Genomic DNA, 22380 nt, shown 5'->3' with positions numbered 1-22380 from the left:
ATATCAATAACTCTATTGTGCTGTTAGCAAAGTTTGAACATTTCCAACGATGTTGTCTACATTAGTACTCATGACCGTACCATGGTCCCAGTTACCCGTAACATAACTATTAATTTTAGTACCTACTACTGTGGCATTAGATATCAAGATATCCGTTGCGACTTTAGGTACTGTCGTATCGCCTACCCCTTGATAAATAATAATCGGTGTGGTGACTTTTGCTTGCAGCGGCTGCGAATCTTTATCTAAAAAGGTTTTAACCAACGCCACTGCCATAAAGTTAGGTTGTGTACGCGTATAGCCATCCAGTGTTCCACTATGTTTTGTAGCATAATCTGTCATGTCCGCTCCAAAGGCTTGACCCAATGGTCCAGAACAAATCATTTCGGCTTGTGCTGCAATACCTGAGATTTGCGAAGTAAATACTTGCGAGTAATCAAAGCTCGGCTGTGTGTTACGCATCCCTGCTGTAACCAAAGCTGTATATGTATTAAGCTGTGCATACATTGGGATCTTTTTATCCAAGGTTGCATTCGCAACAGATTGCTCTCCAGCAATTAAAATAAAACCCAAATTAGAGGCTGGGGCTACCGCTACCGTACCTTTATAGTCTAACTGCGCACGACTCGCATATTGTGCAGCGCTCAACGCAGCATGCCCACCTTGGGAATGCCCGACTGTAAGCCATTTTTTTGAAGTTAATAAATTACGTTGCGTTAAATAGTTACGTGTTGCAACTACCGCATCCGTAATTGAAAAAGCTTCACTTTTAACATTTAAAAATGGATGTATTCCTGGTGTGCCCAAACCTTCATAATCTGGTGCTACGACAACATAACCTGCTGCAAGTAACTTACTAATTAAATCTTTTGTACTGTCTGCTAACGCTGCTTTACTTGGTGCACAAACATCTGCAACACCGGTTGTCCCATGTGCCCAAACTACAATTGGCCAACCGCCTGTTGGTGGCGGTGTATTTGGTGTGAATACCAAACTGGTTGCCTGCACCTCTTGCCCACTTTGGCCCAACATTTTATAAGTCAAAATACTACTTTCAGCAGCAACTGTTCCCAAGTTGGTACTTGTATAGGCATCAACTTTAACAACTGGATTTTGAATGTTATTGACAGGAGTCCCTGATGGATCAACAATCGGCGTGTCATCATCGCTACTGCTTCCACCACAAGCCACTAAAAATAAACTTGTGCTAAGAACGCTGGTCATTAATAGTTTTATTTTCATTGATATATCCCTTAAATTCCATTTTTGTTGTGCTTTAGCTTTTTAATCAACATTTTCCAATGCCTTAAAAACAATTACGCCTAATCTTTATTTTTCGCAAGTTCTATTTGATGAAACTAATCTCTGAAATACTCTCATTTTTTAATAGAAATTGTCGTTATAGCTACTTTATAGCCCTACTTCATGTTTTAAAGTGAATAGCCAACTGTTAACATTCTTAATTACTCGCGATTTTTAAAGGGCCAAATATGCAAGCCATTATTTTAGATACAGAAACTCATACACTAAATGGTTTGCCTATTGAAATTGCGTATGCCCCGATTGAGCTTAATGAAGGCAAACTCACCTTAGATAAAAGCAAATTGTTTGATCAGCTCTATCAGGTTGGTGCGCCTATCTCTTATGCTGCGATGGCAGTACACCACATATTAGAAACAGATTTAGAAAACCAGCCTCACTATAAAACTTTTAAATTGCCAGAGACTACAACTTATATTATTGGTCACAATATTGATTACGATATTGCCGCGATTGCTCGTTGTGGTGTTGATGTATCGAATATTAAACCGATTTGTACTTTGGCTTTAGCTCGTAAAGTTTGGGCAGATGCAGAGGCTCATAATATCTCAGCACTCATCTATATGATTTCTCAAGGCAGCAGCAAAGCTCGGGAAATGCTTAAAGGTGCTCACCGTGCCGATGCTGATATTATTTTGACTGCTAATATTTTGATGCATATTGTCTATCATTTAAATATTCAAGATATTGAAGAGCTCTACCGAATTTCTGAAGAAGCACGTATCCCCACTACTGTTAACTTTGGTAAGCATAAAGGCACAGCAATTGCTGAACTTCCTAAAGACTATATTCAATGGCTACTACGCCAAGATGAGCTTGATGTCTATCTTCGAAAAGCATTAGAAAGTGCCTTTTAAGATTTTAACCAAATGATATTTATAGATTATTCATCATATTGTCATTTTTAGGTTTTATTGTTAATCCCATTTATATTTTATTAAAAACAGTACTGTTCGACTCAGATGATTGAACAGTCTGATTTATTTTTTTATTTTGGGGAAAAGTAATGGCTGGTTTTTATCGAACCAATTTGGGAAGAGTTGCGCTTCAACAACGCAATATTGTTTTAAATGCAAAACAAAGACGTTTATTACTCTTAATAGACCATGAAGATTTTCAGAACTTAAATGGTGAATTTAAAAAACGTATTGCTTCTCCAGAGCTGATTCAACAGCTTATCAACTTAGAACTTATTGCCCCAATCGCCTCTACCGAAACATCTACTAATGAAGAAATTATTCTAAAAACATCAGCCATAAATAAAGTAGAAGAAAATCAAAAAGAATCTGTTGATAGCTCTATACCGCATTCCGCTCATCTTGTTGGAGAAATCCAGCTTTCCGAGCAAAAAACTTTAGATCAGCCCAGTACTAGATATTCTCAACCAACAATACCGTCTCATCCTCTCTCTTTCGAAGAAATACAACAGTTAATGATGAAAACTCTTAGCAATTATTGCGGACTAATGACCAAACCACTTGTTCAAAAAATAGAGAAAGCTACAACAATACAAGAGCTTAAATTATGTCAAGTACAATGGATTACAAGTTTACAAGAATCACGCATTCCCCCTCAGGAACTTGCAAGATCTTTACGTACAATTAACTATTCAATTCAGCTTCTTTCACAAAGCATATAAAATATTGAACAACTTGCTGTTTAATTAAGCATTAAAATCACTTGGCATGTATTTCGTGCTTTACCTGCAAGTGTTTTTTTCCTATGATGTGCCCCACACATGCGCTCGTAGCTCAGTTGGATAGAGTACAGGTTTCCGAAACCTGGGGTCGTGGGTTCGATCCCCGCCGGGCGCACCAGCTTTTATATAATAATTTCTCAATTTATCTTAATTTTATAAAATTCCGACTATTTTACTTGGTTTATTAATCATTATCGCTCAAAATATACCCCTCTTTCATAATGTGAGAATTTCATGACTGATGCTTTGGTTTTAAGAGATTTGTCCAAAACATATCGTAATGGTTTTCAGGCGTTAAAAGGTATTAACCTCACTGTGCCTGAAGGTGAATTTTATGCGTTGTTAGGCCCAAATGGTGCCGGCAAATCAACAACCATTGGTATTATCAGCTCCCTCACAAAAAAAACCTCAGGAACAGTTGAGATTTTTGGGCACAACCTCGATACCCATCCTTCTCTGGCAAAACAGCAGCTTGGCGTCGTTCCTCAAGAATTTAACTTCGGGCAGTTTGAAAAAACATTCGATATTTTAGTCACTCAAGCTGGCTATTACGGTATCCATAAAAAGATTGCAGAAAAACGTGCCGAACATTATTTAGAAAAACTCGGTTTGTGGGAAAAACGTAATATACAAGCACGTATGCTGTCTGGTGGTATGAAGCGTCGTCTGATGATTGCCCGCGCCATGATGCATGAACCTAAACTGCTTATTTTAGATGAACCTACTGCGGGTGTAGATATTGAATTACGCCGTTCTATGTGGGATTTTCTGACCGAAATGAACGAAAGCGGTACTTCTATTATTTTAACGACCCACTATTTAGAAGAAGCAGAAATGCTGTGTCGTCGCATTGCGATTATTGATCGCGGTGTAATTAAAGAAGATACCAGCATGAAGAGCTTCCTTAATCAGCTCAATGAAGAATCATTTATCTTCGATTTAGCCGAACCGATTGGGCCGCTCCAGTTAAACATTATTGGTGTCAAGTTCAACTTAATTGATAGCAATACTTTAGAAGTCACGATGGATAGAGCGCATACATTGAATGACCTATTCCAGTTATTAGAATCTCAAGGTATTCGTGTTCACAGTATGCGTAATAAATCGAACCGTCTAGAAGAGTTATTTGTCAAAATGGTCGAGAAAAATCTTGAAGGAGAGGCAAAATGAATTTTAGCCAACTGCAAATTGCTCTCTGGACCATAGTTCGTAAAGAAGTACGCCGATTTCTACGCATTTGGCCACAAACCTTATTACCACCGGCAATTACAATGAGTTTGTACTTCGTCATTTTTGGTAATTTGGTTGGTTCACGCATTGGACAAATGGGTGGCGTGAGCTATATGCAATTTATTGTGCCTGGCTTAATTATGATGGCTGTCATTACCAATAGTTATGCCAACGTGTCTTCCAGTTTCTTTAGCGTAAAATTCCAAAAAAGCATTGAAGAACTCATCATGAGTCCTGTGCCACTACATATTATTTTGTGGGGCTATGTGATTGGTGGTATTTGCCGTGGTGTATTAGTTGGTACAATTGTGACTGCAATGAGCATGTTCTTTACTGACCTTTTCATACACAACTGGTTCGTAACTATATATACCGTCTTAATTACTTCGGTTCTTTTCTCATTAGGTGGTTTTATTAATGCAGTCTATGCAAAATCATTTGATGATATTTCTATTATTCCAACCTTTGTTCTTACACCTTTAACTTATTTAGGTGGTGTGTTTTATGCCATTAGTGCACTTAGTCCTTTTTGGCAAAAACTTTCTTTAATTAATCCTATTGTTTATATGGTTAATGCTTTCCGTTTCGGTATTTTAGGTCATAGCGATGTGAATGTTTCATTCTCTTTAATCATTGTGACATCATGCTGTGTTGTACTTTACGGAGTTGCTTACTATTTACTTGCTCGTGGTTCAGGAATGCGTGAATGAGTGTCGAACAGTCTTTATTGGGTAAAGAAACCCAATATCCAACTAACTATCAACCTGATGTTTTATTTCCAATTGCTCGTGCTCAGTCTCGTGAAGCCTACTCGCATATTGAAGGCATCACACAAGGTAAAGATTGGTGGCATGTTTTTGAAATTTCATGGTTAAACGCTCATGCTATCCCGCAAGTTGCTATTGGCAGAATTACGCTACCTGCATCTTCACCGAATTTGATTGAATCAAAGTCATTAAAACTTTACTTTAATAGTCTTAATTTCACTCAGTTTGAGTCTAAACAATCATTTATTGAAACTGTTGAAAAAGACCTCTCGGCGGCGGCAGGTGCAAAAGTTGAGTTAACCCTATTTCAAGTAGATGATTTAGAGATTTCTAAGCCTCAAGGTATTTGTGTTGATGACCTCACTCCAGAGCGTTTAGAGCAGCATCCTGATGCAAGCCTTTTAAAATTTGATGAGTCTGGTGAAGAAGTCGAAGTTGAATTGTATTCTCATCTTTTAAGAAGTAACTGCCCAGTCACGGGACAACCGGATTGGGGTACAGTTTTTATTCGTTTTAAAGGCAAAAAACCTTGTTATCGTAGTGTTTTAGCTTATATTATCTCGTACCGTCAGCATAACGGCTTTCACGAACAGTGTGTCGAGCAGATCTTTGCCGATATTTGGCAAAATCTACAGCCTGAAAAGCTGATGGTTTATGCAACTTATACTCGTCGCGGCGGACTTGATATTAACCCTTGCCGAGTATCGGATCTTTCATGGATGCCAAAACCGATTCGATTGGCACGACAATAAAACGAATAATTTGAGGATATACCATGCCGTTTTTTGGTTTTACCCCTTCTGAAGGCTTATTGAACGATATGCAGACTGGAATTGCGAATAAAAATTCTAGTGAACCTTTATATCCACTTCGCGATAAGATTGCTTTACAACTTAATGAAGAAATTATTAATAATGTCTTAATTAAGTTAGTTCAGCATTTTCCTGCAAGTGAAAAACGCGATACTGCCGAAAAACTAGCAGGTTATGTCAAATCAACTGTTGCTGTTCTTTTAAAGCAATTGTTAAGCAAAGCGCCAAATGATGTGGTTAAACAGTCAGTAGAGTTTTCTGAAAAAAGCTTATTCAAAGATCCACAGGGTCAATATAAAGTAGGCGTAAATTTAGATGCAGGTTTAGTGACGAACCTTAAGCACAACTTTGCTGAGCTTGAAGCAGGAAATGACATTAATAAAGCTGCTTTAGCTGAATTATATAAACAATTCGGCGATGCGATGATCAAACACTTCATGTCTGATTTTAATAAAACATTAGACCTTGGCATGATCAAGCGCAAAGCAGCAGATATTGGTGCAGCAGCTGTAACAAAAGCCGTTCACATTGCAATCGACAAACTGATTCCAAGCTTAAATCGCACTGAACTTAAAGCTATGGCTGAATATCATGATGGTTTATTCTTTAACTAATAAAAAATAGACTATCGAAAACCTAGCTCTCGCTAGGTTTTTTTATTGCAAAATATTGATATACATTGCCATTCACCACGTTTATGTTAGCATGCGCCAAGCACTGATTGACCTTAGTTAACGCCGCATGTCTCCTAGCCCACAATATAAATTTTTACGCCAAGCTCCTCGAGATGGTCTTAGCACCGCTATGCAACCGTCAAAGTGGCAACAACTCCATGTTGACCCTTGGTTATGCCTATTTCTGCTCTTAAATGCTCTATTAGGTTTAACCGTACTATATAGTGCTTCTGCGCAGGATGTAGGGTTAGTGAGTAAACAAGCCATGAGTTTTGGTATTGGCTTTTTAGTTATGTTTGGTCTAGCCCAGATTCCGCCCAAGGTCTATCAAGCTTTTTCACCATATTTTTATTTGTTTGGCTTATTTTCACTTGTTGCAGTTATGGTGTTTGGCGAAGTCCGGATGGGTGCTCAGCGCTGGATTGATATTCCTGGTTTCGGAAGTGTCCAACCCAGTGAGTTCATGAAAATCGGCATGCCCATGATGATTGCATGGTTTTTAGCACGTAAACCTCTTCCCCCTAGCTTTTCACAAGTTGTTTTATCATTAATGTTAATTGGTATTCCTTTTTTACTAATTGCAGAACAACCGGATTTAGGGACATCACTTTTAGTACTAGCAAGCGGCATATTTGTTTTATTTTTAAGTGGACTATCATGGCGTATGATCAGTGCCGCAGGAGCCTGCGCTGCGATTATCATTCCGATTGCTTGGGAGTTTCTTTTACACGACTATCAACGTCAAAGGGTTTTAACGTTGCTTGACCCAGAGGCAGATGCACTCGGTACAGGTTGGAATATTATTCAATCTAAAACTGCGATTGGCTCTGGTGGTTTTTCAGGCAAAGGATTTCTTGAAGGAACTCAATCACATTTGCACTTTTTACCCGAAGGTCATACCGACTTTATTATTGCTGCGTATTCCGAAGAATTTGGGCTCATCGGTGTACTTATTTTAGTTATTCTTTATTTTGCTATTATTTTTAGAACATTCCAAATCGGTTTACAAAGCTTCCATAACTATGGACGTTTAGTTGCTGGCGCCTTTGGTTTGTCTTTTTTTGTTTATGTATTTGTAAATGCGGGAATGGTCAGTGGTATTTTACCTGTAGTAGGTGTTCCTTTACCTTTTATGAGTTATGGTGGAACAGCTATTATTACTTTAATGGCCACCTTTGGTTTAGTCATGTCCATTCATACACATCGATAATCTGGAATTTTAAAACGATATGTTGTCTCAACACTTAAATAAAACTTTAAAAATGCTCGCTTTGTGTACTGGTTTAATCAGTACAAGTCACTTCGCTCAGGCCAACGATTTTGCAACACATCCTGATTATGTAAATTTTAAACAAAAAACGATGAGCGCTTATGGGTTAAGTGGCGATCAAGTTGATGCAGCCATGAGTGGTGCAAAGAATTTACCAAACATTCTAAATATTATGACTCGTCCAGGGGAAAGCAAACCTTGGTATGACTATCGTTCTATGTTTTTGGTTGAAGGGACAATTCAACGTGGCATCCGTTTTAAAAACCAATATGCAGATGCTTTAAACCGCGCTGAACAACAATATGGTGTACCTCAAGCTGTCATTTTGGGCATTTTGGGTGTTGAGACAGGTTATGGCTCGAATAAAGGTTCTTTTATTACACGTGATGCCTTAGCCACACTTGCTTTTGGCTACCCTCGCCGTGCTGAATATTTTGGCGATGAGTTAGCTGCTCTTATTGCATGGACTTATAAAGAAGGTTACCCAACAAATAGTATTGTAGGTTCTTACGCAGGTGCAATTGGCTATCCACAGTTTATGCCGAGCAATATTAGTAAATATGGTGTCGATTATGACGGTAACGGACATATCGATTTAAGAAACTCTGCGGAAGATGCAATTGGTTCAATCGCAAACTACTTAGCAAAACAAGGATGGCAACGCGATCAACCTATCGGCTTTATGGCACGTTACACGGGATCAAATCCGGAAAGTATTATTGCTAAAGATTTAACTCAGCCTTTTCCATATGGTGCATTAAAGACACTAGGTGTCTCACCATTAAATCCTTTAGTTAAAATTGATGATCTGGATATGGTGAATGTTATTCAATTACAAGACTATAACGGACCAATTTACTATTTAACTTACCCGAATTTTCAAGTGATTACGACCTATAATAAGAGTCGTATGTATGCGACTGCTGTATGGTTATTAGGCACTGAGGTAGCTAGCCGATAGGCTAGCTTTTTTATGAGTTATGTAAAAGTCAATAAATATTTTTGTTAAATAGGTCACAATACACACAAATTTAATATCTTGTTACACTTTTGATTATTTTTTAACCCAGAACTGTAAGTTTTTGCCCTTTTTGTAACGATTTCTCGTTAAAGACTAGACACTCTCCGTAAGCGATGAATATTATCCACCCCAATGTAGCAATTGCAAAAGTGAATAATCAGACATGTTCACTTTAAATTTCAGTCAATCGCTGAAAGAAAAAAGTACATGTTCTCAGGAGTTTATACAAATGCAGTTATCGCTGAAATACGTTCTTGCACTGACGGCTAGTTTAAGTATGGCCCCATTGCATGCTGAAATGGTGCAATCATCATCATTAAATAGTGATGTAGATGGCTCTAATTTAGCAGCTCGTGTATTGAGTAAAGATACTCAAAATTTTAATTCTCGTTTTTCTAACATTAACAGTCTTTCAATCACTGAACGTTCTGGCGATCAAATCCGTCGTCAAGCGATCGCAGCAAAAATTGAAATCCCTGAAGATGAGCCTTCAGTGATTGAAAAACTTAACACAGTAGCTTCAAATACTGTTCGTAAGTTTAGCCAAACTGGCATGGCTTCATGGTATGGTCGTCAATTCCATGGACGCAAAACAGCAAGTGGTGACACATTCGATATGAATGCGCTCACTGCTGCTCACCGTAGCCTACCATTGAACTGTTACATCCGAGTAACCAACAAAGACAATGGTAAAAGTGTGGTTGTAAAAGTAAATGACCGTGGTCCTTTCCATGGCAATCGTGTACTTGACCTATCATACGGTGCTGCTAAACGTCTTGGTATTACCAATGCGGGAACTGCAAAAGTAAATATTGAACGTGTTGATGGTCCAACTTCATAAGTTATAGCCTCTAGAGTTCATGTAAAAAGCCGCAATTTTTTCTGCGGCTTTTTTATGTTTTAAACTATAAAAATAATTTCTAGCTTAGGTTAAAAAAATCATCTTTTTTAGCCCCTTCCCACCCTTAAATTTGAATATTTTTTACACAAAAAAGTACGTTTATTTTCCCCAAGCTTATTTCACTTCTAAATTGCGCTTAGAGCGACTTTATTAAATTCGCGCTACCCTAGTACCATTTTTCTAAAATCAGGGCTATTTATGGCGTTTTTAGAGTAGATGAGCAGAGCTTTTTCATACAATTTTCCCACCTATCTCAAAATTACACTTTTTTTGATGATTTCATCATCTAGCAACCTATAAAAAATATTCTGAAATATTGCATCATTCTTAAGGTTACATTGAGTACTTTTTATATAAGCAAGGCATTAAGTTTTTCTCATGCTTTTTTTTAGCTTCTATTGCCAAGTTCCTATAGTTGAATAGTACCGGTTTCTTGTCGACCACCTTAAGAACAGGATAAAATATACTCAGAAAAAATAAATCAAAGCTAAAACAAGGAGTGTGCCATTAATGAAATCCATTACAGAATGGTTTGATGAATATAGCGAAAGCCATCAAAACCCAACCAATAAACAAATTCACTGGCTCTGCGTTCCTGCCATTTTATTTTCTATTATTGGAATCATTGCCCATTTCAGCGCTTTACTCACAGCTCTATTACTTGTACTGACTCTCGTATTTTATGCACGTTTAGATCTTGTACTTGCTGTTGCAATGGCTGCTTTACTGGTGGTTATGGCGTGGCTTATTTACACCCTACCTGTAGGAATCGGTTTTTATATTGCTATTTTTGTGGTTGCTTGGGTCGGACAGTTTTATGGCCATAAAATCGAGGGCAAAAAGCCATCTTTCTTTAAAGATTTACAATTTCTACTGATTGGACCAGTTTGGTGCATGGATGCCTATTTAGGAAAAGTCTTACCTAAATGGAAAAGCAGACAAAAACACGCTCTTTCCTAATTATTAAATTAAAGCTGGATCATCTCGATTCAGCTTTTTACATTTTACTGATTTATTAGAAAATTTATAAAATAGAAAAAAACCAAACTAGCGATAACACTTAAAAGTACTCTTTTTAGATAAATGGAAATCACAATACAAAAGATTGCTGCATAAATATAAGAATTATCTAAAACTCCTTTTAAATTATCACCATCAAAAAAAACAACTGGAATACAAATTGCTGTTAATAAACAGGGAGCAGAATAATTAAGCATCTTATTCATAATAAGAGGCAGCTTAATTTTAACGTTAGGCTCTAAAAAATAATAACGATTAAAAAAGACGATTGCTGCCAAGCCTAAAATCATGAACCAAGACATATTATCGCTCCTTCTCTATTTTTTCAGTTAACACAGCAACCAACATCCCTAGTAATCCTGAAAGTAAAATCGCCCCTTCAACTTGATGAGATTTAAAGAAAAATCCGCTAAAACAAGTCATTAACACACCAGCGACTACAGGCAACCCTTTACATAACGGTACTATCATTGCAATAAAAATAGCCACAATTGAAAAATCTAAATGATAATTTAATAAATCAGGAATCACTGTTGCCAAAAGTATTCCTACCAAGCTAAAAATCACCCAGAATAAATAAAAAGACAGGCCTGCGCCCAATAGATATTGTGGCTGCCTTTTTTCACCGGATGCACACACCGCAAATAATTCATCTGTTAATAAAAACCCCAAACTTAATCGCTTCGAAAGAGGCAAAATAGAAATGTCATTTCTTAAAGTTAATGCATAAATAAAATGCTGAGCCGTTAAAAAGAAAATAGTTACATAAACTGTAAAAATGGATGCACCTTCCATTACCATGCTTAAGCTAACTAATTGCGCTGCCCCAGCAAAGACAATTCCTGACATCGCAAGCGCCTTATAAAAAGATAATCCTGCATGAATTGCCATAGAGCCTGCTAAAATTGCCCACGGAATGACAGAAATTGACAAGAGTAAAATATCCATTGCACCGCGTAAAAAAAGATAGGATGGCTTATTTTTTGGAAACTCAACCGACTGATTAAGCTGAATATTCATATATAAAATCCAATATAAGAAGCATCTCTATAACATGCTTGATGAGAGCCGACTTATATTGAATAAAATTGCTGTAAATAAATTTTTAATAATTTAGTTATTTAGACTAGCTACATATTGAGTTGGCGTCACTCCCATTGCTTTTTTAAAGTGGCGATTAAAATGGCTTTGATCAGAAAAGCCACACTGCTGTGCCACCATCGCAATTTGGTCACCCTGTTTTAATAATTGCCTTGCTTTTTGTAAGCGCGCTTGAACAAGCCAAGCATGAGGTGGCAAGCCCACATATTTTTTAAATTGTCTTAAAAAATGCCACGCGCTCAAGCCCACCATGTCAGCCAGATCTTGCAAAGAAAAATTCGTTTCAGGCATTTCTACCAGTAATTCTTTAACTCTTAATATTTTGGAATATGCCTCTGGCAACTCACAAAAAGTATGATTTGATTTACCATGTCGCTTCATTAGACAGGCTAAAGTCGATAAATACATTGTTTCTTTGAGCAAGAAATTATCTTTTTGTTCTAATAAATCAAAGAGTAAACAAAGTTGTTGGGCCAAACCTAGGTCACGAATCACAGCTTGAGGAAACCATGGTGCACCATGCGGATTTTCAAAAAAATCTTGGCTAACTTCTGCTAACATTTCAGGTGTGGGATAAATTGCCCTATATCGCCAACCCGACTCAACAGCAGATGAACCCGTATGAATCTCGTCAGCATTTACCAAAATAATATCGCCTTTAGGAGCCACATGTAGCTGGCCCGTCCTAAAAAAAGACTGTGCGCCCTCTTCAATCACGCCAATACAATACCCTTCATGAGTATGCTTAGAAAATTGTGTTTGGTGATAATGTGCTTTTAATAACTCTAAACCGCCCAGCTCTCGCACATGCAGATAATCGGCTTGCTCCCGCTGCATAAATACGTCTCATCCATTCAATAAAAAAACCATAGCATGTTTTAAGAAACTGAATAGAATAAAATTGCTCTATAAAAACAATCTCTTTATTTGTTTATTCGGCTTTATTGATAGATTTGCCCATCATGTTTGAGCCAACCGCTTTCATGACGACTTTGTGGATCACGATGAGTCCAGTGTAATACACCACCTTTAGGGTTGTATTCATATTCGCCATAAAACTCTATCACGTCACCTTTTTTTAAATTAGGAATTTTAGGGGCTAAATCGATATTATGTGCGACTAAAATTGAAAGGCCATTTTTTAATACAAGAATAAATTTCTGGTGTCTCGACCCATCATTATCATCTCTTAAAATTGCTTTGACCCGACCACTTCCCTGCACTTGAACATTACTTTGTCTCTGCTCATGAGCAGTTTTTATGTTATCGACTCCATTACTTGGTAATGTAGTTTCTGTATGCTGAGCTTCGGGTATGGTTGATGATGGCGATTGATTTTGCTTATGCCCAGATAAATCCAGACCAAAATATGCAGCAACCAATAAAATAATGACACTGCCAATACTAAGATTTTTTTTATTTATCATTCGAAGCCCTCATTTTAGTCGAGATAAAAAAAGCCCCAAAGGGGCTTTTTTTATCGTGATACGAATTACTTCGCAGCAGCTTGAGCAGCAGCAACTTCTTCAGCGAAGCTAAGTTCTACTTTCTTCTCGATACCTTCACCAACTTCGAAACGTACGAAGTTAGCAACAGTAGTACCAGTTGCTTTTAATACATCAGCAACTTTTTTGTCGTTGTCGATTACGTACATTTGACGATCAAGAGCAACTTCGTTCAAATATTTATCAACAGAACCAGTTACCATTTTTTCAACGATATTAGCTGGTTTGCCAGATTCTAACGCTTTCGCTTCAGCAATTTCTTTTTCTTTAGCGATAAGGTCAGCAGGAACAGCTTCAGCATTTACAGCAACTGGGTTGAATGCAGCAACGTGCATTGCAATACCTTTACCAGTATCAGCATCACCTGTATAAGAAACTACAACACCGATTTTTAAACCGTGTTTGTAGATAGCCAAGCTTTCGCCTTCAACGATTTTCGCGCGACGAACTTGGATGTTTTCACCGATTTTTTGAACAAGAGCAATACGTGCTTCTTCAACAGTAGCACCATCTTCAAGTTTCAATTCAGCAATTTTAGTCGCATCAGTTTCATTTGCAGCAAGTGCAGCAGCAGCAACTTTAGCAGAGAAACCAGCAAAGTTTTCGTCTTTAGCAACGAAGTCAGTTTGACAGTTTACTTCTAAAAGAATCGCTTTATTGCCTTCTTGAACGATAGTGATCGCACCATCAGCAGCAATGTTACCTGCTTTTTTAGCAGCTTTTGCTTGACCTGATTTACGAAGGTTATCAATCGCTAATTCAACATCACCATTAGATTCTGTTAATGCTTTTTTGCATTCCATCATTGCAAGACCAGTACGGTCACGTAATTCTTTTACCATGCTCGCAGTAACTGCAGTCATGTTGTTCTCCTAAATACGGTAGAAAAATAAATCTTTTCAACAAAAACGGCCCAAAGAAACTCTGGGCCGTTTGCACTCTCGACGCTTAATTTGCCACCATTACATGTCGCAAAAATGACAAGCCTGCGTCAAAACGCATTAAGCCTCTGGAGCTTCTTTAGCAGCTTCTTCGCCTTTAGCTTGTGCATTTGCTTGTGATTGAGCATATTCTTTACCAGCAAGAATCGCATCAGCCATAGCAGAAGCATAAAGTGTAACCGCACGGATTGCATCGTCATTACCAGGAATAACGTAGTCTACGTTGTCTGGGTTAGAGTTTGTATCAACGATACCGATTACTGGAATACCAAGGTTTTTAGCTTCTTTAATCGCAATTGATTCGTGATCTACGTCAATTACGAATAATGCGTCAGGTAAACCACCCATGTTTTTAACGCCGCCTAAAGCACGTTCAAGTTTTTCCATCTCACGAGTACGCTCTAAAGCTTCACGTTTAGTAAGCTTAGCAAAAGTACCATCTTGAGATTGAGTTTGAAGATCTTTTAAACGGTTGATAGATTGGCGAAGAGTTTTCCAGTTCGTCAACATACCACCTAACCAACGGTGATCAACATATGGTTGACCCGCACGTTGTGCTTGTTCACGGATGATGTTAGAAGCAGCACGTTTTGTACCAACGAACAAAACTTTGTTCTTTTTGCTTGCTAATTGGTTAGCGAAGTTCAAAGCATCATTTAACGCAGGAACTGTGTGCTCAAGGTTGATGATGTGAATTTTGTTGCGCGCGCCAAAAATGTATTGACGCATTTTTGGGTTCCAGAAACGAGTTTGGTGACCAAAGTGCGCGCCTGCTTGAAGAAGGTCGCGCATGCTTACGTTGTAATCTGCCATTTTCTTTACCTTAAATTTTGGGTTAGGCCTCCATATATCCGCATTCTCCACCCTTTTACAGGCACCCAGAGTAATGTGACGATATATGTGCGGATTTTTTACCCCATCTATCAAAATTGTTCGTAAAAGATATTCACGAAAAGCATTTGATAAAATGGGCGGCTATTTATACCATAGACACTTGTAAATTACCAAAAGTTTTTAGAGATCATGAACAGTACTTATACAGCTCCACGTCGATTAATTAAAACTCCAGATGAAATTGAAAAAATGCGCATTGCAGGACGACTGGCGGCTGAAGTTCTAGAGATGATCAAGCCCCATATTAAGGCAGGTGTAAGTACACTTGAACTTGATACCATTTGCCGCAATCACATTGAAAATGTGCAACATGCTATTCCTGCCTGTGTCGGCTATGGTGGAGCTCCTGGGCGACCTGCTTTTCAGCACTCTATTTGTACTTCGGTTAACCATGTTGTCTGTCATGGTATTCCTTCTGAAAATAAAACCTTAAAAAACGGCGATATTCTTAATATTGACGTAACTGTTATTAAAGATGGCTATCACGGTGATACCAATATGATGTACGTCATCGGTGGCGAAACTTCTATTTTGGCTAATCGTCTATGTAAAGTTGCTCAAGAAGCCATGTACCGAGGTATGGCAACTGTTAAAGATGGTTCATATTTAGGTGATATTGGCCATGCAATCCAAAAATATGTCGAATCAGAACGTTTTAGTGTAGTGCGAGAATATTGCGGTCACGGTATTGGAACTGTGTTCCATGATGAGCCTCAAGTATTGCATTATGGTCAAGCTGGTACAGGTATGCGTCTAGAAGCAGGTATGACTTTTACCATTGAACCTATGGTAAATGCAGGCGTATGGCAAACTAAACTGTTAGGCGACAAATGGACTGTTGTAACGAAAGACCATAAACTTTCAGCTCAATATGAACATACTATTTTAGTGACTCAAACGGGCATTGAAGTTTTAACTGCTCGTCCTGAAGAAGACTTATCTCGCTTCAACTAATCATTTAATTACATTTAATCAAAGGCTACTTTATGTAGCCTTTTATTATTTATTATGTACTTTTAATTAATAAATATTGCTAAATATAAACAATTATTTCAAAAAAATTACAATTATTAATTTTTAATAAACAATCATTTTAATAAAACACGGTATGGTTGGCTCAATAAAAATCAGTAAACAAATGCCGGACATGGAGTCCTTTTATGATGAAAAAGTCATTATTTTGTATGACAGCTGCCTTTTTTGCTCTGCCAACAGTTACCTCCGCCGCTTCTCCATATTTTAGCTTAAAAGATGGTGATGGCTTCAAACGTTTTTCAGTCTCTGCTGGTCCCTTATATGTCAAGCCTACAGGAAAAGCTCAGCCCTTCAGAATCAACACTTCTGTTAAAGAAAATGAGCAGTCTAAGGTCGGTGATATTAAAGTAAAAACCATTCAAGATAATATTTCGGACAGTAATAGTAATGTTGTGCTGGAAGAGCTCATTGATGTTATTGGTTTAGGTACTGATACTATTCCCGCATGGTTAAGTGGAACAGCTGAAATTCGCGGTTTAAGTCAGTGGGAAGCTGAGAATACAGGGCTAGAGGCAGATGACGTTACTACCTTAGGACTCATGAGTAATTACTTTTTTACAGATAATTTTTCATTGGAGTTAAAAGCTGGTATTCCCCCTAAAGTTGATCTACAGGGTAAAGGTAAAATTTATGCACCTTTTTCTGCTACTGCAAAACCTGCTGGTGGAATCCTTGGTTCGATGGAACTTGAAAATAATCTTTTCATTACAGATCTTGAAGGACACGGAAGTGCTGCGTCAGCACGCGCTTGGACTCCAGCATTTGAGTTTCAATACCATTTTGGCAAAACTGGCGTAAATAAATTTAGACCTTATGTTGGTCTAGGTGTGATGTATGCCTATTTTAGCGAATTAGAAATGAACCCAGAAATTGAGAAAGATTTAGTCAATGCTGGCCATATGATTGTAAACATTAAAGACGGGAAAGCAGGAGCAGCTTTAGAAAGAAAAACTAGCTCTGGTGATCCAAAAGTTGACCTTGAAGCATCCGATGCTATTGCTCCAGTAGCAACTTTAGGATTTACCTATGACTTTAATGACAAATGGTACGCCGTTGGTTCTGTCTCTTATGCTCACTTAAAAACAGATACGACAATTACAGTGAGCGACGCCAAGTATGGTGAATTAATCAATGCAAAAGCGGACATCGAAATTAACCCAATTTTAGGTTACGCCGGTATTGGTTACCGCTTCTAACTTTTGCATCATAGAAAGCTATAAAAACTTACGCACGTTTTTATAGCTTTCTTTCAATCTATTCCGCCTAAAAATTGCTTCTTTTTAAATCAAAATGCTAAAAAAATGAGCATTTTTTATAAACACAACAGATAAAACTAACTCCCTATACTCTTATAATCCTCTTTTCGTTTCGATCTTCTTTTTTTAGTTATTTTTATATCTACAAACTAACTTAATAAAATTAGAAAGTAATTTTTCCTTTTTAGTAAAATTCATTTTTTGGCACGGCCTTTGCTTTATTCACTGCATGATGAATCAATGATGATTCAATGAATAAACCAAGACGGCCAACGATGTCCGCTCTGATCGGTCTGCAGATAGGCAACTTATTGCCATGCAAATTAAATTTCGTTCAGTTCAGGGGGACGGCGTATGTCTTCAAATGTAAATCTAGATGCAAAAAAAGCAACTGAGATTAAATTATTCAGTTTTTCAACTCCAGCAATGCGTGCCTTCCACATGACATGGCTCGCTTTCTTTGTATGTTTCTTCGCATGGTTTGCGTGTGCACCATTAATGCCCGTTATTAAAGGTGAGTTTGGCTTAACAAAAGACCAAATTGCCAATATTAATATTGCTGCTGTTGCCATTACTATTTTAGTTCGGCTTATTGTCGGACCACTCTGCGACAAATATGGTCCACGTATTACGTACACCACCCTCCTATTAGTCGGCAGTATTCCAGTATTTGGTGTAGCTGCTGCCAATAGTTATGAATCTTTTCTGTTCTTTCGCTTACTCATTGGCGCAATTGGCGCAAGCTTCGTAATTACGCAATACCATACAAGCGTTATGTTTGCTCCTAACGTTGTAGGCACAGCAAATGCAGCGGCGGCTGGTTGGGGAAATGCTGGTGGGGGTGCAACTCAAGCATTAATGCCTTTATTGCTCGGTGCCATTGTGATGTTTGGTGTTGAGCAAGCCATGGGATGGCGTGTGGCATTAATTGTACCCGGCGTAATGATGGTTATTGTCGGCATCCTTTACTGGAAATTAACTCAAGATTGTCCTCAAGGAAACTTTAAAGAAGTCCGCGCGCAAGGCATTGATGTTGGTAGTGGTAAAAAAGGCGGTACAGCAATTTTAATGCAAGCCGCTCGCAACTACCGTGTCTGGATTTTATTTGTAGCTTACGGCGCATGCTTCGGTATTGAAATTTTTATTCATAACGTTGCAGCAATGTACTATGTCGATCAGTTCAAAATGGATTTGAAAACCGCTGGTTTAACTGCTGGGATATTTGGTTTACTGGCATTATTTGCTCGTGCACTTGGCGGTATCATCTCCGATAAGGTAGCACTCAAGAAAGGATTAGATGGTCGTACAAAAGTACTCGTACTCATGATCTTAGGTGAAGGTTTATTCTTAATACTCTTCTCACAAATGAATGCTGTTGCTCTTGCAATCATTTCTATGACCATTTTTGCACTGTTTACTCATATGGCTTGTGGTGCAACTTATGCACTCGTACCATTTATTGACCGTAATGCATTAGGCGGCGTTGCAGGAATTATTGGTGCAGGTGGCAATGTGGGTGCTGTCGCAGCTGGTTTCTTGCTCAAAGGATTGCTTGATGTTCAAACTTGCCTGTTTATTTTAGGTGGTCTGGTTATGGTCGCAGGCTGTAGTGTAATTTTGATTCGCTTCACCACCGAACATAAAGAAAAAGAACAAGTTCTTTTTGAACAAGCATTACTTGAACGCAATTCCGCAGCTTAATTTTTATAAGAAGCAGAGATCAAAATGATTTCTGCTTCTTCTCTTTTTTCACAAAGCAATACAACCCTACTAACTCTTTAGCTCACCTTAAATATTCTATCTAAACATATCGATATTACTCGATATATCTTCTACAATAAATCATCACATTATTATAATTTTCCATTAATCATGACTAAAACTGGCAATCAATTTTCTCAGCCCCTCATCTATATGTTGATTGGCAGTGCAATTATTCTAGCTCTTTCTCTAGGAGTCAGACATGGTTTCGGACTCTATCTAGTACCGATGAGTCATGAGTTTGGTTGGGGGCAACATGTTTTTAGCCTTGCTATTGCTATGCAAAACCTGATCTGGGGAGTTGTTCAACCTTTTACCGGCGCAATTGCCGATAAATATGGCAGTCGAATTGTGGTCGCTATTGGGGGGCTACTTTATACCCTCGGCCTACTCTTAATGGCTTTTAGTTCTAATATTTTAATTTTAAATTTGAGTCTAGGTCTTATCATTGGTTTAGCTTTATCAGCAACCTCATTTACGGTTTTACTCAGTGCAGTGGGTCGAGCTGCACCTCCGGAAAAAAGAAGCATGGCAATGGGTATTGCGAGTGCTGCCGGATCTTTCGGTCAATTTATTATGCTGCCATCTACCCTGCTCTTACTTAAAACGGTGGGATGGTCAGCAGCCCTAATGGTGAGTGCGCTATTAATTGCTTTTATTATTCCGCTAGCGTTTATGTTAAAAGGGTCAAGCAATCAAATACCAAAAGCAATTGCTCAGCCTCAACTCACATTTAAACAAGTGCTTAACATTGCCAGAAAACATAAACCCTTCTGGTGGTTAGCTTTAGGCTTTTTAGTTTGTGAATTCCAAGTCGTCTTCTTAGGCGTTCACTTGCCAGGCTATTTAATCGACCATGGATTTGACGCGGCTACTGGCACTGTATTTCTGGCATTGGTGGGGCTATTTAACGTAGTGGGAACTTACGGTGCCGGTTGGTTAGGAGATCGTTTCTCAAAGCCCAAATTATTAATGGCACTTTACGGCAGCCGTGGCATCGCGATCATTGCCTTTTTACTATTACCTTTAAGCACTTATACGGTATATGCTTTTGGCGTCATTATGGGTCTTTTATGGCTCTCTACAGTTCCGCTCACCAATGGCATTGTGGCAAATATGTTTGGCGTTAAATATCTATCGATGCTGAGTGGTATTGTGTTTTTCACCCACCAAGTCGGTTCTTTCTTTGGTGGATGGCTTGGCGGCGTTAACCATGACTTAACAGGTAATTACAATGCGATTTGGCTATGTTCTATAGCCTTAAGTATACTAGGAGTGATTGTTCACTTCTTTGTTAATGAGGAGGCAGTTATTCATGACGCATAATGCCTTACTATTGAAAACAATTATGGCTTTTATCATAGCTGCGCTTTTGGTACTTTCTATAATTTTATGGAAACAGACACCGGATTTATTTGAATATTTTAACCAAGCGTTTTGTGCCCACTAAAATATAAAGTACGTAAATCACCCCTCAGAACTGTCATAAAAATATAAAAATCGTATGATCTAATGCAAATAAAAAAAGCCCGCAGATTTGCGGGCTTTTTTATTGAAAACTTATTTAAAATCAAAACAAGCGATTCATACCATTAAGCGCAGCTACGCGATATGCTTCAGCCATTGTTGGATAGTTAAATGTCGTTTCAACAAAATATTTCAAGGTATTATTTGGGCTGTGCATAACTGCTTGCCCAATGTGGATAATTTCAGCAGCGTTATTACCGAAACAGTGAATACCCAAAATTTCCATTGTGTCACGATGGAAAAGAATCTTTAACTCACCCACTGTATCACCCGTAATTTGTGCACGAGCTAAATGACGGAAAGAAGCTTGACCCACTTCATACGGAATTTTTTCTTCCGTTAATTCCTGTTCATTTTTACCAATTGATGAGATTTCCGGAATTGTATAGATACCTGTAGGAATATCACGTACTGGTTTAGCATCTTCACCACTCATGTTTGCGCCAGCACAGCGCCCTTGGTCATAAGCAGCCGAAGCTAATGAAGGCCAACCGATCACATCACCAGCAGCATAGATATTTTCAACTTCAGTCTGATATTGATCATTTACTGAAAGTTGACCACGGCTATTTGGTACTAACCCAACGTTCTCAAGACCTAAACCTTCTGTATTTCCTGAACGGCCATTACACCAAAGAATGGCATCGGCTTTAATCTTTTTACCACTTTGTAAATGTAGAACAACGTGGTCATCAAATGTTTCAAGATGATCCATTTGTTCATTGTGACGAATCAATACACCTTGTTCACGCAAGTGATAAGACAAAGCATCAGCAATTTCATCATCTAAATAGCTTAGTAGTTTTTGCTGTGTGTTAATCAAGTCAACTTTATGGTCTAAACCAATAAAGATTGAGGCATATTCACAGCCAATAACACCTGCGCCGTAAATGATGATTTTTTGAATTGAGTAATCAAGATCAAGAATTTTATCTGAATCAAATACGCGAGGATGGTCAAAGTCGAGACCTTGCGGATGATAAGGACGACTACCTGTCGCAATCACAACTTGTTTACAAATAATTGTTTCTTTAATGCCTTCATGGCTAAAAACTAAGACTGTATTTTTATCTTGAATATATGCACGCCCATGGAATACACCGATCTTGTTACGGTCATAAAAGCGTGTATGTGTATCAACCTGTTGTTGAATCACTTTATGTGCATTACGCAAAACCTGTTTCATGGTGAACTGTTTCCATTCACCTACTTTTTGAAACATTGGATCACGCTGATAGCGAATAATACTAGAAACTGTTTGACGTAATGCTTTACTTGGAATCGTCCCTACGTGTGCACAGTTACCACCAAGTTGATCACGCACATCTACAATTGCAACACGCTTACCAGCTTTTGCAAGCTTCATTGCCGCGCCTTCACCTGCAGGTCCAGAACCGAGAACTACCGCATCGTATTTAACGAAATTCCCACTAACGACCTCTTTTTTACGTGGCATTGAAAGCTCCTTCCTCTCTTGAATGACCATATTTTATAATAGATTATGACTAATATGCGGTGAATTTATGTATTTCTCAACCCTATATTTCTGAATAACCACATTTATTATATGAATAGTTATTTTCCGCTATTAACTGAAGAACTTCGCTATAATACAATGTCAATGTCTCTATAAACGAGTGGAAAAG

Annotated in this window: 22 protein-coding genes and 1 tRNA gene; 15 read left to right on the top strand and 8 right to left on the bottom strand. The window is 38.2% G+C overall.

Annotation, left to right across the window (positions count from 1 at the left end; all coding sequences use genetic code 11):
- Positions 1-12: 12 nt before the first annotated feature.
- The gene (locus tag F936_RS06600) at positions 13-1242 is read right to left on the bottom strand and encodes an alpha/beta hydrolase (RefSeq protein WP_005046075.1); all 1230 of its coding nucleotides are present in this window, start codon (positions 1240-1242) and stop codon (positions 13-15) included.
- Positions 1243-1490: 248 nt separating this feature from the next.
- Between F936_RS06600 and F936_RS06595 the strand changes: the two genes are divergently transcribed.
- The 11 genes from F936_RS06595 to F936_RS06545 all read left to right on the top strand — a co-directional run bounded on the left by F936_RS06595 (position 1491) and on the right by F936_RS06545 (position 10654).
- Positions 1491-2177: a 3'-5' exonuclease gene (locus tag F936_RS06595; RefSeq protein WP_005046073.1), complete on the top strand. Its 687-nt coding sequence runs from the start codon at positions 1491-1493 to the stop codon at positions 2175-2177.
- Positions 2178-2326: 149 nt separating this feature from the next.
- A complete protein-coding gene (locus F936_RS06590) occupies positions 2327-2959 on the top strand; it encodes a hypothetical protein (RefSeq protein WP_005046071.1) in 633 nt (210 codons plus the stop codon).
- A 101-nt stretch (positions 2960-3060) separates the two neighbouring features.
- A tRNA-Arg gene (locus tag F936_RS06585) sits at positions 3061-3137 on the top strand.
- Between the two features lie 116 nt (positions 3138-3253).
- Complete coding sequence (locus F936_RS06580) at positions 3254-4189, top strand: ABC transporter ATP-binding protein (RefSeq protein WP_003650650.1); 936 nt, start codon at positions 3254-3256, stop codon at positions 4187-4189.
- Entirely contained in the window at positions 4186-4959 is a 774-nt protein-coding gene (locus F936_RS06575; protein WP_003650649.1) for an ABC transporter permease, read from the top strand. Before F936_RS06580 ends, F936_RS06575 begins: the two co-directional genes overlap by 4 nt.
- Positions 4956-5768: an NADPH-dependent 7-cyano-7-deazaguanine reductase QueF gene (queF, locus tag F936_RS06570; protein WP_005046068.1), complete on the top strand. Its 813-nt coding sequence runs from the start codon at positions 4956-4958 to the stop codon at positions 5766-5768. Before F936_RS06575 ends, queF begins: the two co-directional genes overlap by 4 nt.
- 23 nt (positions 5769-5791) lie before the next feature.
- Entirely contained in the window at positions 5792-6442 is a 651-nt protein-coding gene (locus F936_RS06565) for a hypothetical protein (protein WP_003650645.1), read from the top strand.
- 127 nt (positions 6443-6569) lie between these two features.
- Positions 6570-7712 carry a rod shape-determining protein RodA gene (rodA, locus tag F936_RS06560; protein WP_005046067.1) on the top strand — a complete coding sequence of 381 codons (1143 nt, stop codon included), beginning with the start codon at positions 6570-6572 and terminating at the stop codon, positions 7710-7712.
- A 19-nt stretch (positions 7713-7731) separates the two neighbouring features.
- Entirely contained in the window at positions 7732-8733 is a 1002-nt protein-coding gene (gene mltB, locus F936_RS06555; RefSeq protein WP_005046066.1) for a lytic murein transglycosylase B, read from the top strand.
- A 289-nt stretch (positions 8734-9022) separates the two neighbouring features.
- Complete coding sequence (locus F936_RS06550; RefSeq protein WP_003650639.1) at positions 9023-9634, top strand: septal ring lytic transglycosylase RlpA family protein; 612 nt, start codon at positions 9023-9025, stop codon at positions 9632-9634.
- Positions 9635-10204: 570 nt separating this feature from the next.
- Positions 10205-10654 carry an Mpo1 family 2-hydroxy fatty acid dioxygenase gene (locus F936_RS06545; protein ID WP_005046065.1) on the top strand — a complete coding sequence of 150 codons (450 nt, stop codon included), beginning with the start codon at positions 10205-10207 and terminating at the stop codon, positions 10652-10654.
- Positions 10655-10698: 44 nt separating this feature from the next.
- On the opposite strand, the gene F936_RS06540 is transcribed toward F936_RS06545, so the two are convergent.
- The 6 genes from F936_RS06540 to rpsB form a co-directional block, all read right to left on the bottom strand.
- Positions 10699-11016, bottom strand: a complete 318-nt coding sequence (locus F936_RS06540; protein WP_005046064.1) for an AzlD domain-containing protein — start codon at positions 11014-11016, stop codon at positions 10699-10701.
- Position 11017: 1 nt separating this feature from the next.
- Complete coding sequence (locus tag F936_RS06535) at positions 11018-11734, bottom strand: AzlC family ABC transporter permease (RefSeq protein WP_005046063.1); 717 nt, start codon at positions 11732-11734, stop codon at positions 11018-11020.
- 93 nt (positions 11735-11827) lie between these two features.
- Positions 11828-12652, bottom strand: coding sequence for a helix-turn-helix transcriptional regulator (locus F936_RS06530; protein WP_003650631.1), 825 nt, complete (start codon positions 12650-12652; stop codon positions 11828-11830).
- Between the two features lie 104 nt (positions 12653-12756).
- Positions 12757-13242 carry a DUF3465 domain-containing protein gene (locus F936_RS06525; RefSeq protein ID WP_005046061.1) on the bottom strand — a complete coding sequence of 162 codons (486 nt, stop codon included), beginning with the start codon at positions 13240-13242 and terminating at the stop codon, positions 12757-12759.
- Between the two features lie 65 nt (positions 13243-13307).
- Complete coding sequence (tsf, locus tag F936_RS06520; protein ID WP_003650628.1) at positions 13308-14183, bottom strand: translation elongation factor Ts; 876 nt, start codon at positions 14181-14183, stop codon at positions 13308-13310.
- A gap of 138 nt (positions 14184-14321) precedes the next feature.
- A complete protein-coding gene (rpsB, locus tag F936_RS06515; protein WP_003650626.1) occupies positions 14322-15074 on the bottom strand; it encodes a 30S ribosomal protein S2 in 753 nt (250 codons plus the stop codon).
- Positions 15075-15284: 210 nt separating this feature from the next.
- On the opposite strand from rpsB, the gene map reads away from it, so the two are divergent.
- The 4 genes from map (at position 15285) to F936_RS06495 (ending at position 20533) form a co-directional block, all read left to right on the top strand.
- A complete protein-coding gene (map, locus tag F936_RS06510; protein WP_005046060.1) occupies positions 15285-16109 on the top strand; it encodes a type I methionyl aminopeptidase in 825 nt (274 codons plus the stop codon).
- A 206-nt stretch (positions 16110-16315) separates the two neighbouring features.
- Positions 16316-17386, top strand: a complete 1071-nt coding sequence (locus tag F936_RS06505) for an OmpW/AlkL family protein (protein ID WP_005046059.1) — start codon at positions 16316-16318, stop codon at positions 17384-17386.
- A gap of 414 nt (positions 17387-17800) precedes the next feature.
- Positions 17801-19147 (top strand): MFS transporter, encoded by a 1347-nt coding sequence (locus F936_RS06500; RefSeq protein WP_003650618.1) that lies wholly within the window; start codon positions 17801-17803, stop codon positions 19145-19147.
- A gap of 171 nt (positions 19148-19318) precedes the next feature.
- Positions 19319-20533, top strand: coding sequence for an MFS transporter (locus F936_RS06495; RefSeq protein ID WP_005046058.1), 1215 nt, complete (start codon positions 19319-19321; stop codon positions 20531-20533).
- Between the two features lie 244 nt (positions 20534-20777).
- On the opposite strand, the gene sthA is transcribed toward F936_RS06495, so the two are convergent.
- Positions 20778-22190 carry a Si-specific NAD(P)(+) transhydrogenase gene (gene sthA / locus F936_RS06485; RefSeq protein WP_003650611.1) on the bottom strand — a complete coding sequence of 471 codons (1413 nt, stop codon included), beginning with the start codon at positions 22188-22190 and terminating at the stop codon, positions 20778-20780.
- Between the last annotated feature and the right edge of the window lie 190 nt (positions 22191-22380).

Source organism: Acinetobacter calcoaceticus DSM 30006 = CIP 81.8, assembly GCF_000368965.1.
In the GTDB taxonomy this organism is placed as follows: Bacteria; Pseudomonadota; Gammaproteobacteria; order Pseudomonadales; family Moraxellaceae; genus Acinetobacter; species Acinetobacter calcoaceticus.
This window is presented reverse-complemented; position numbering and strand designations above follow the sequence as displayed.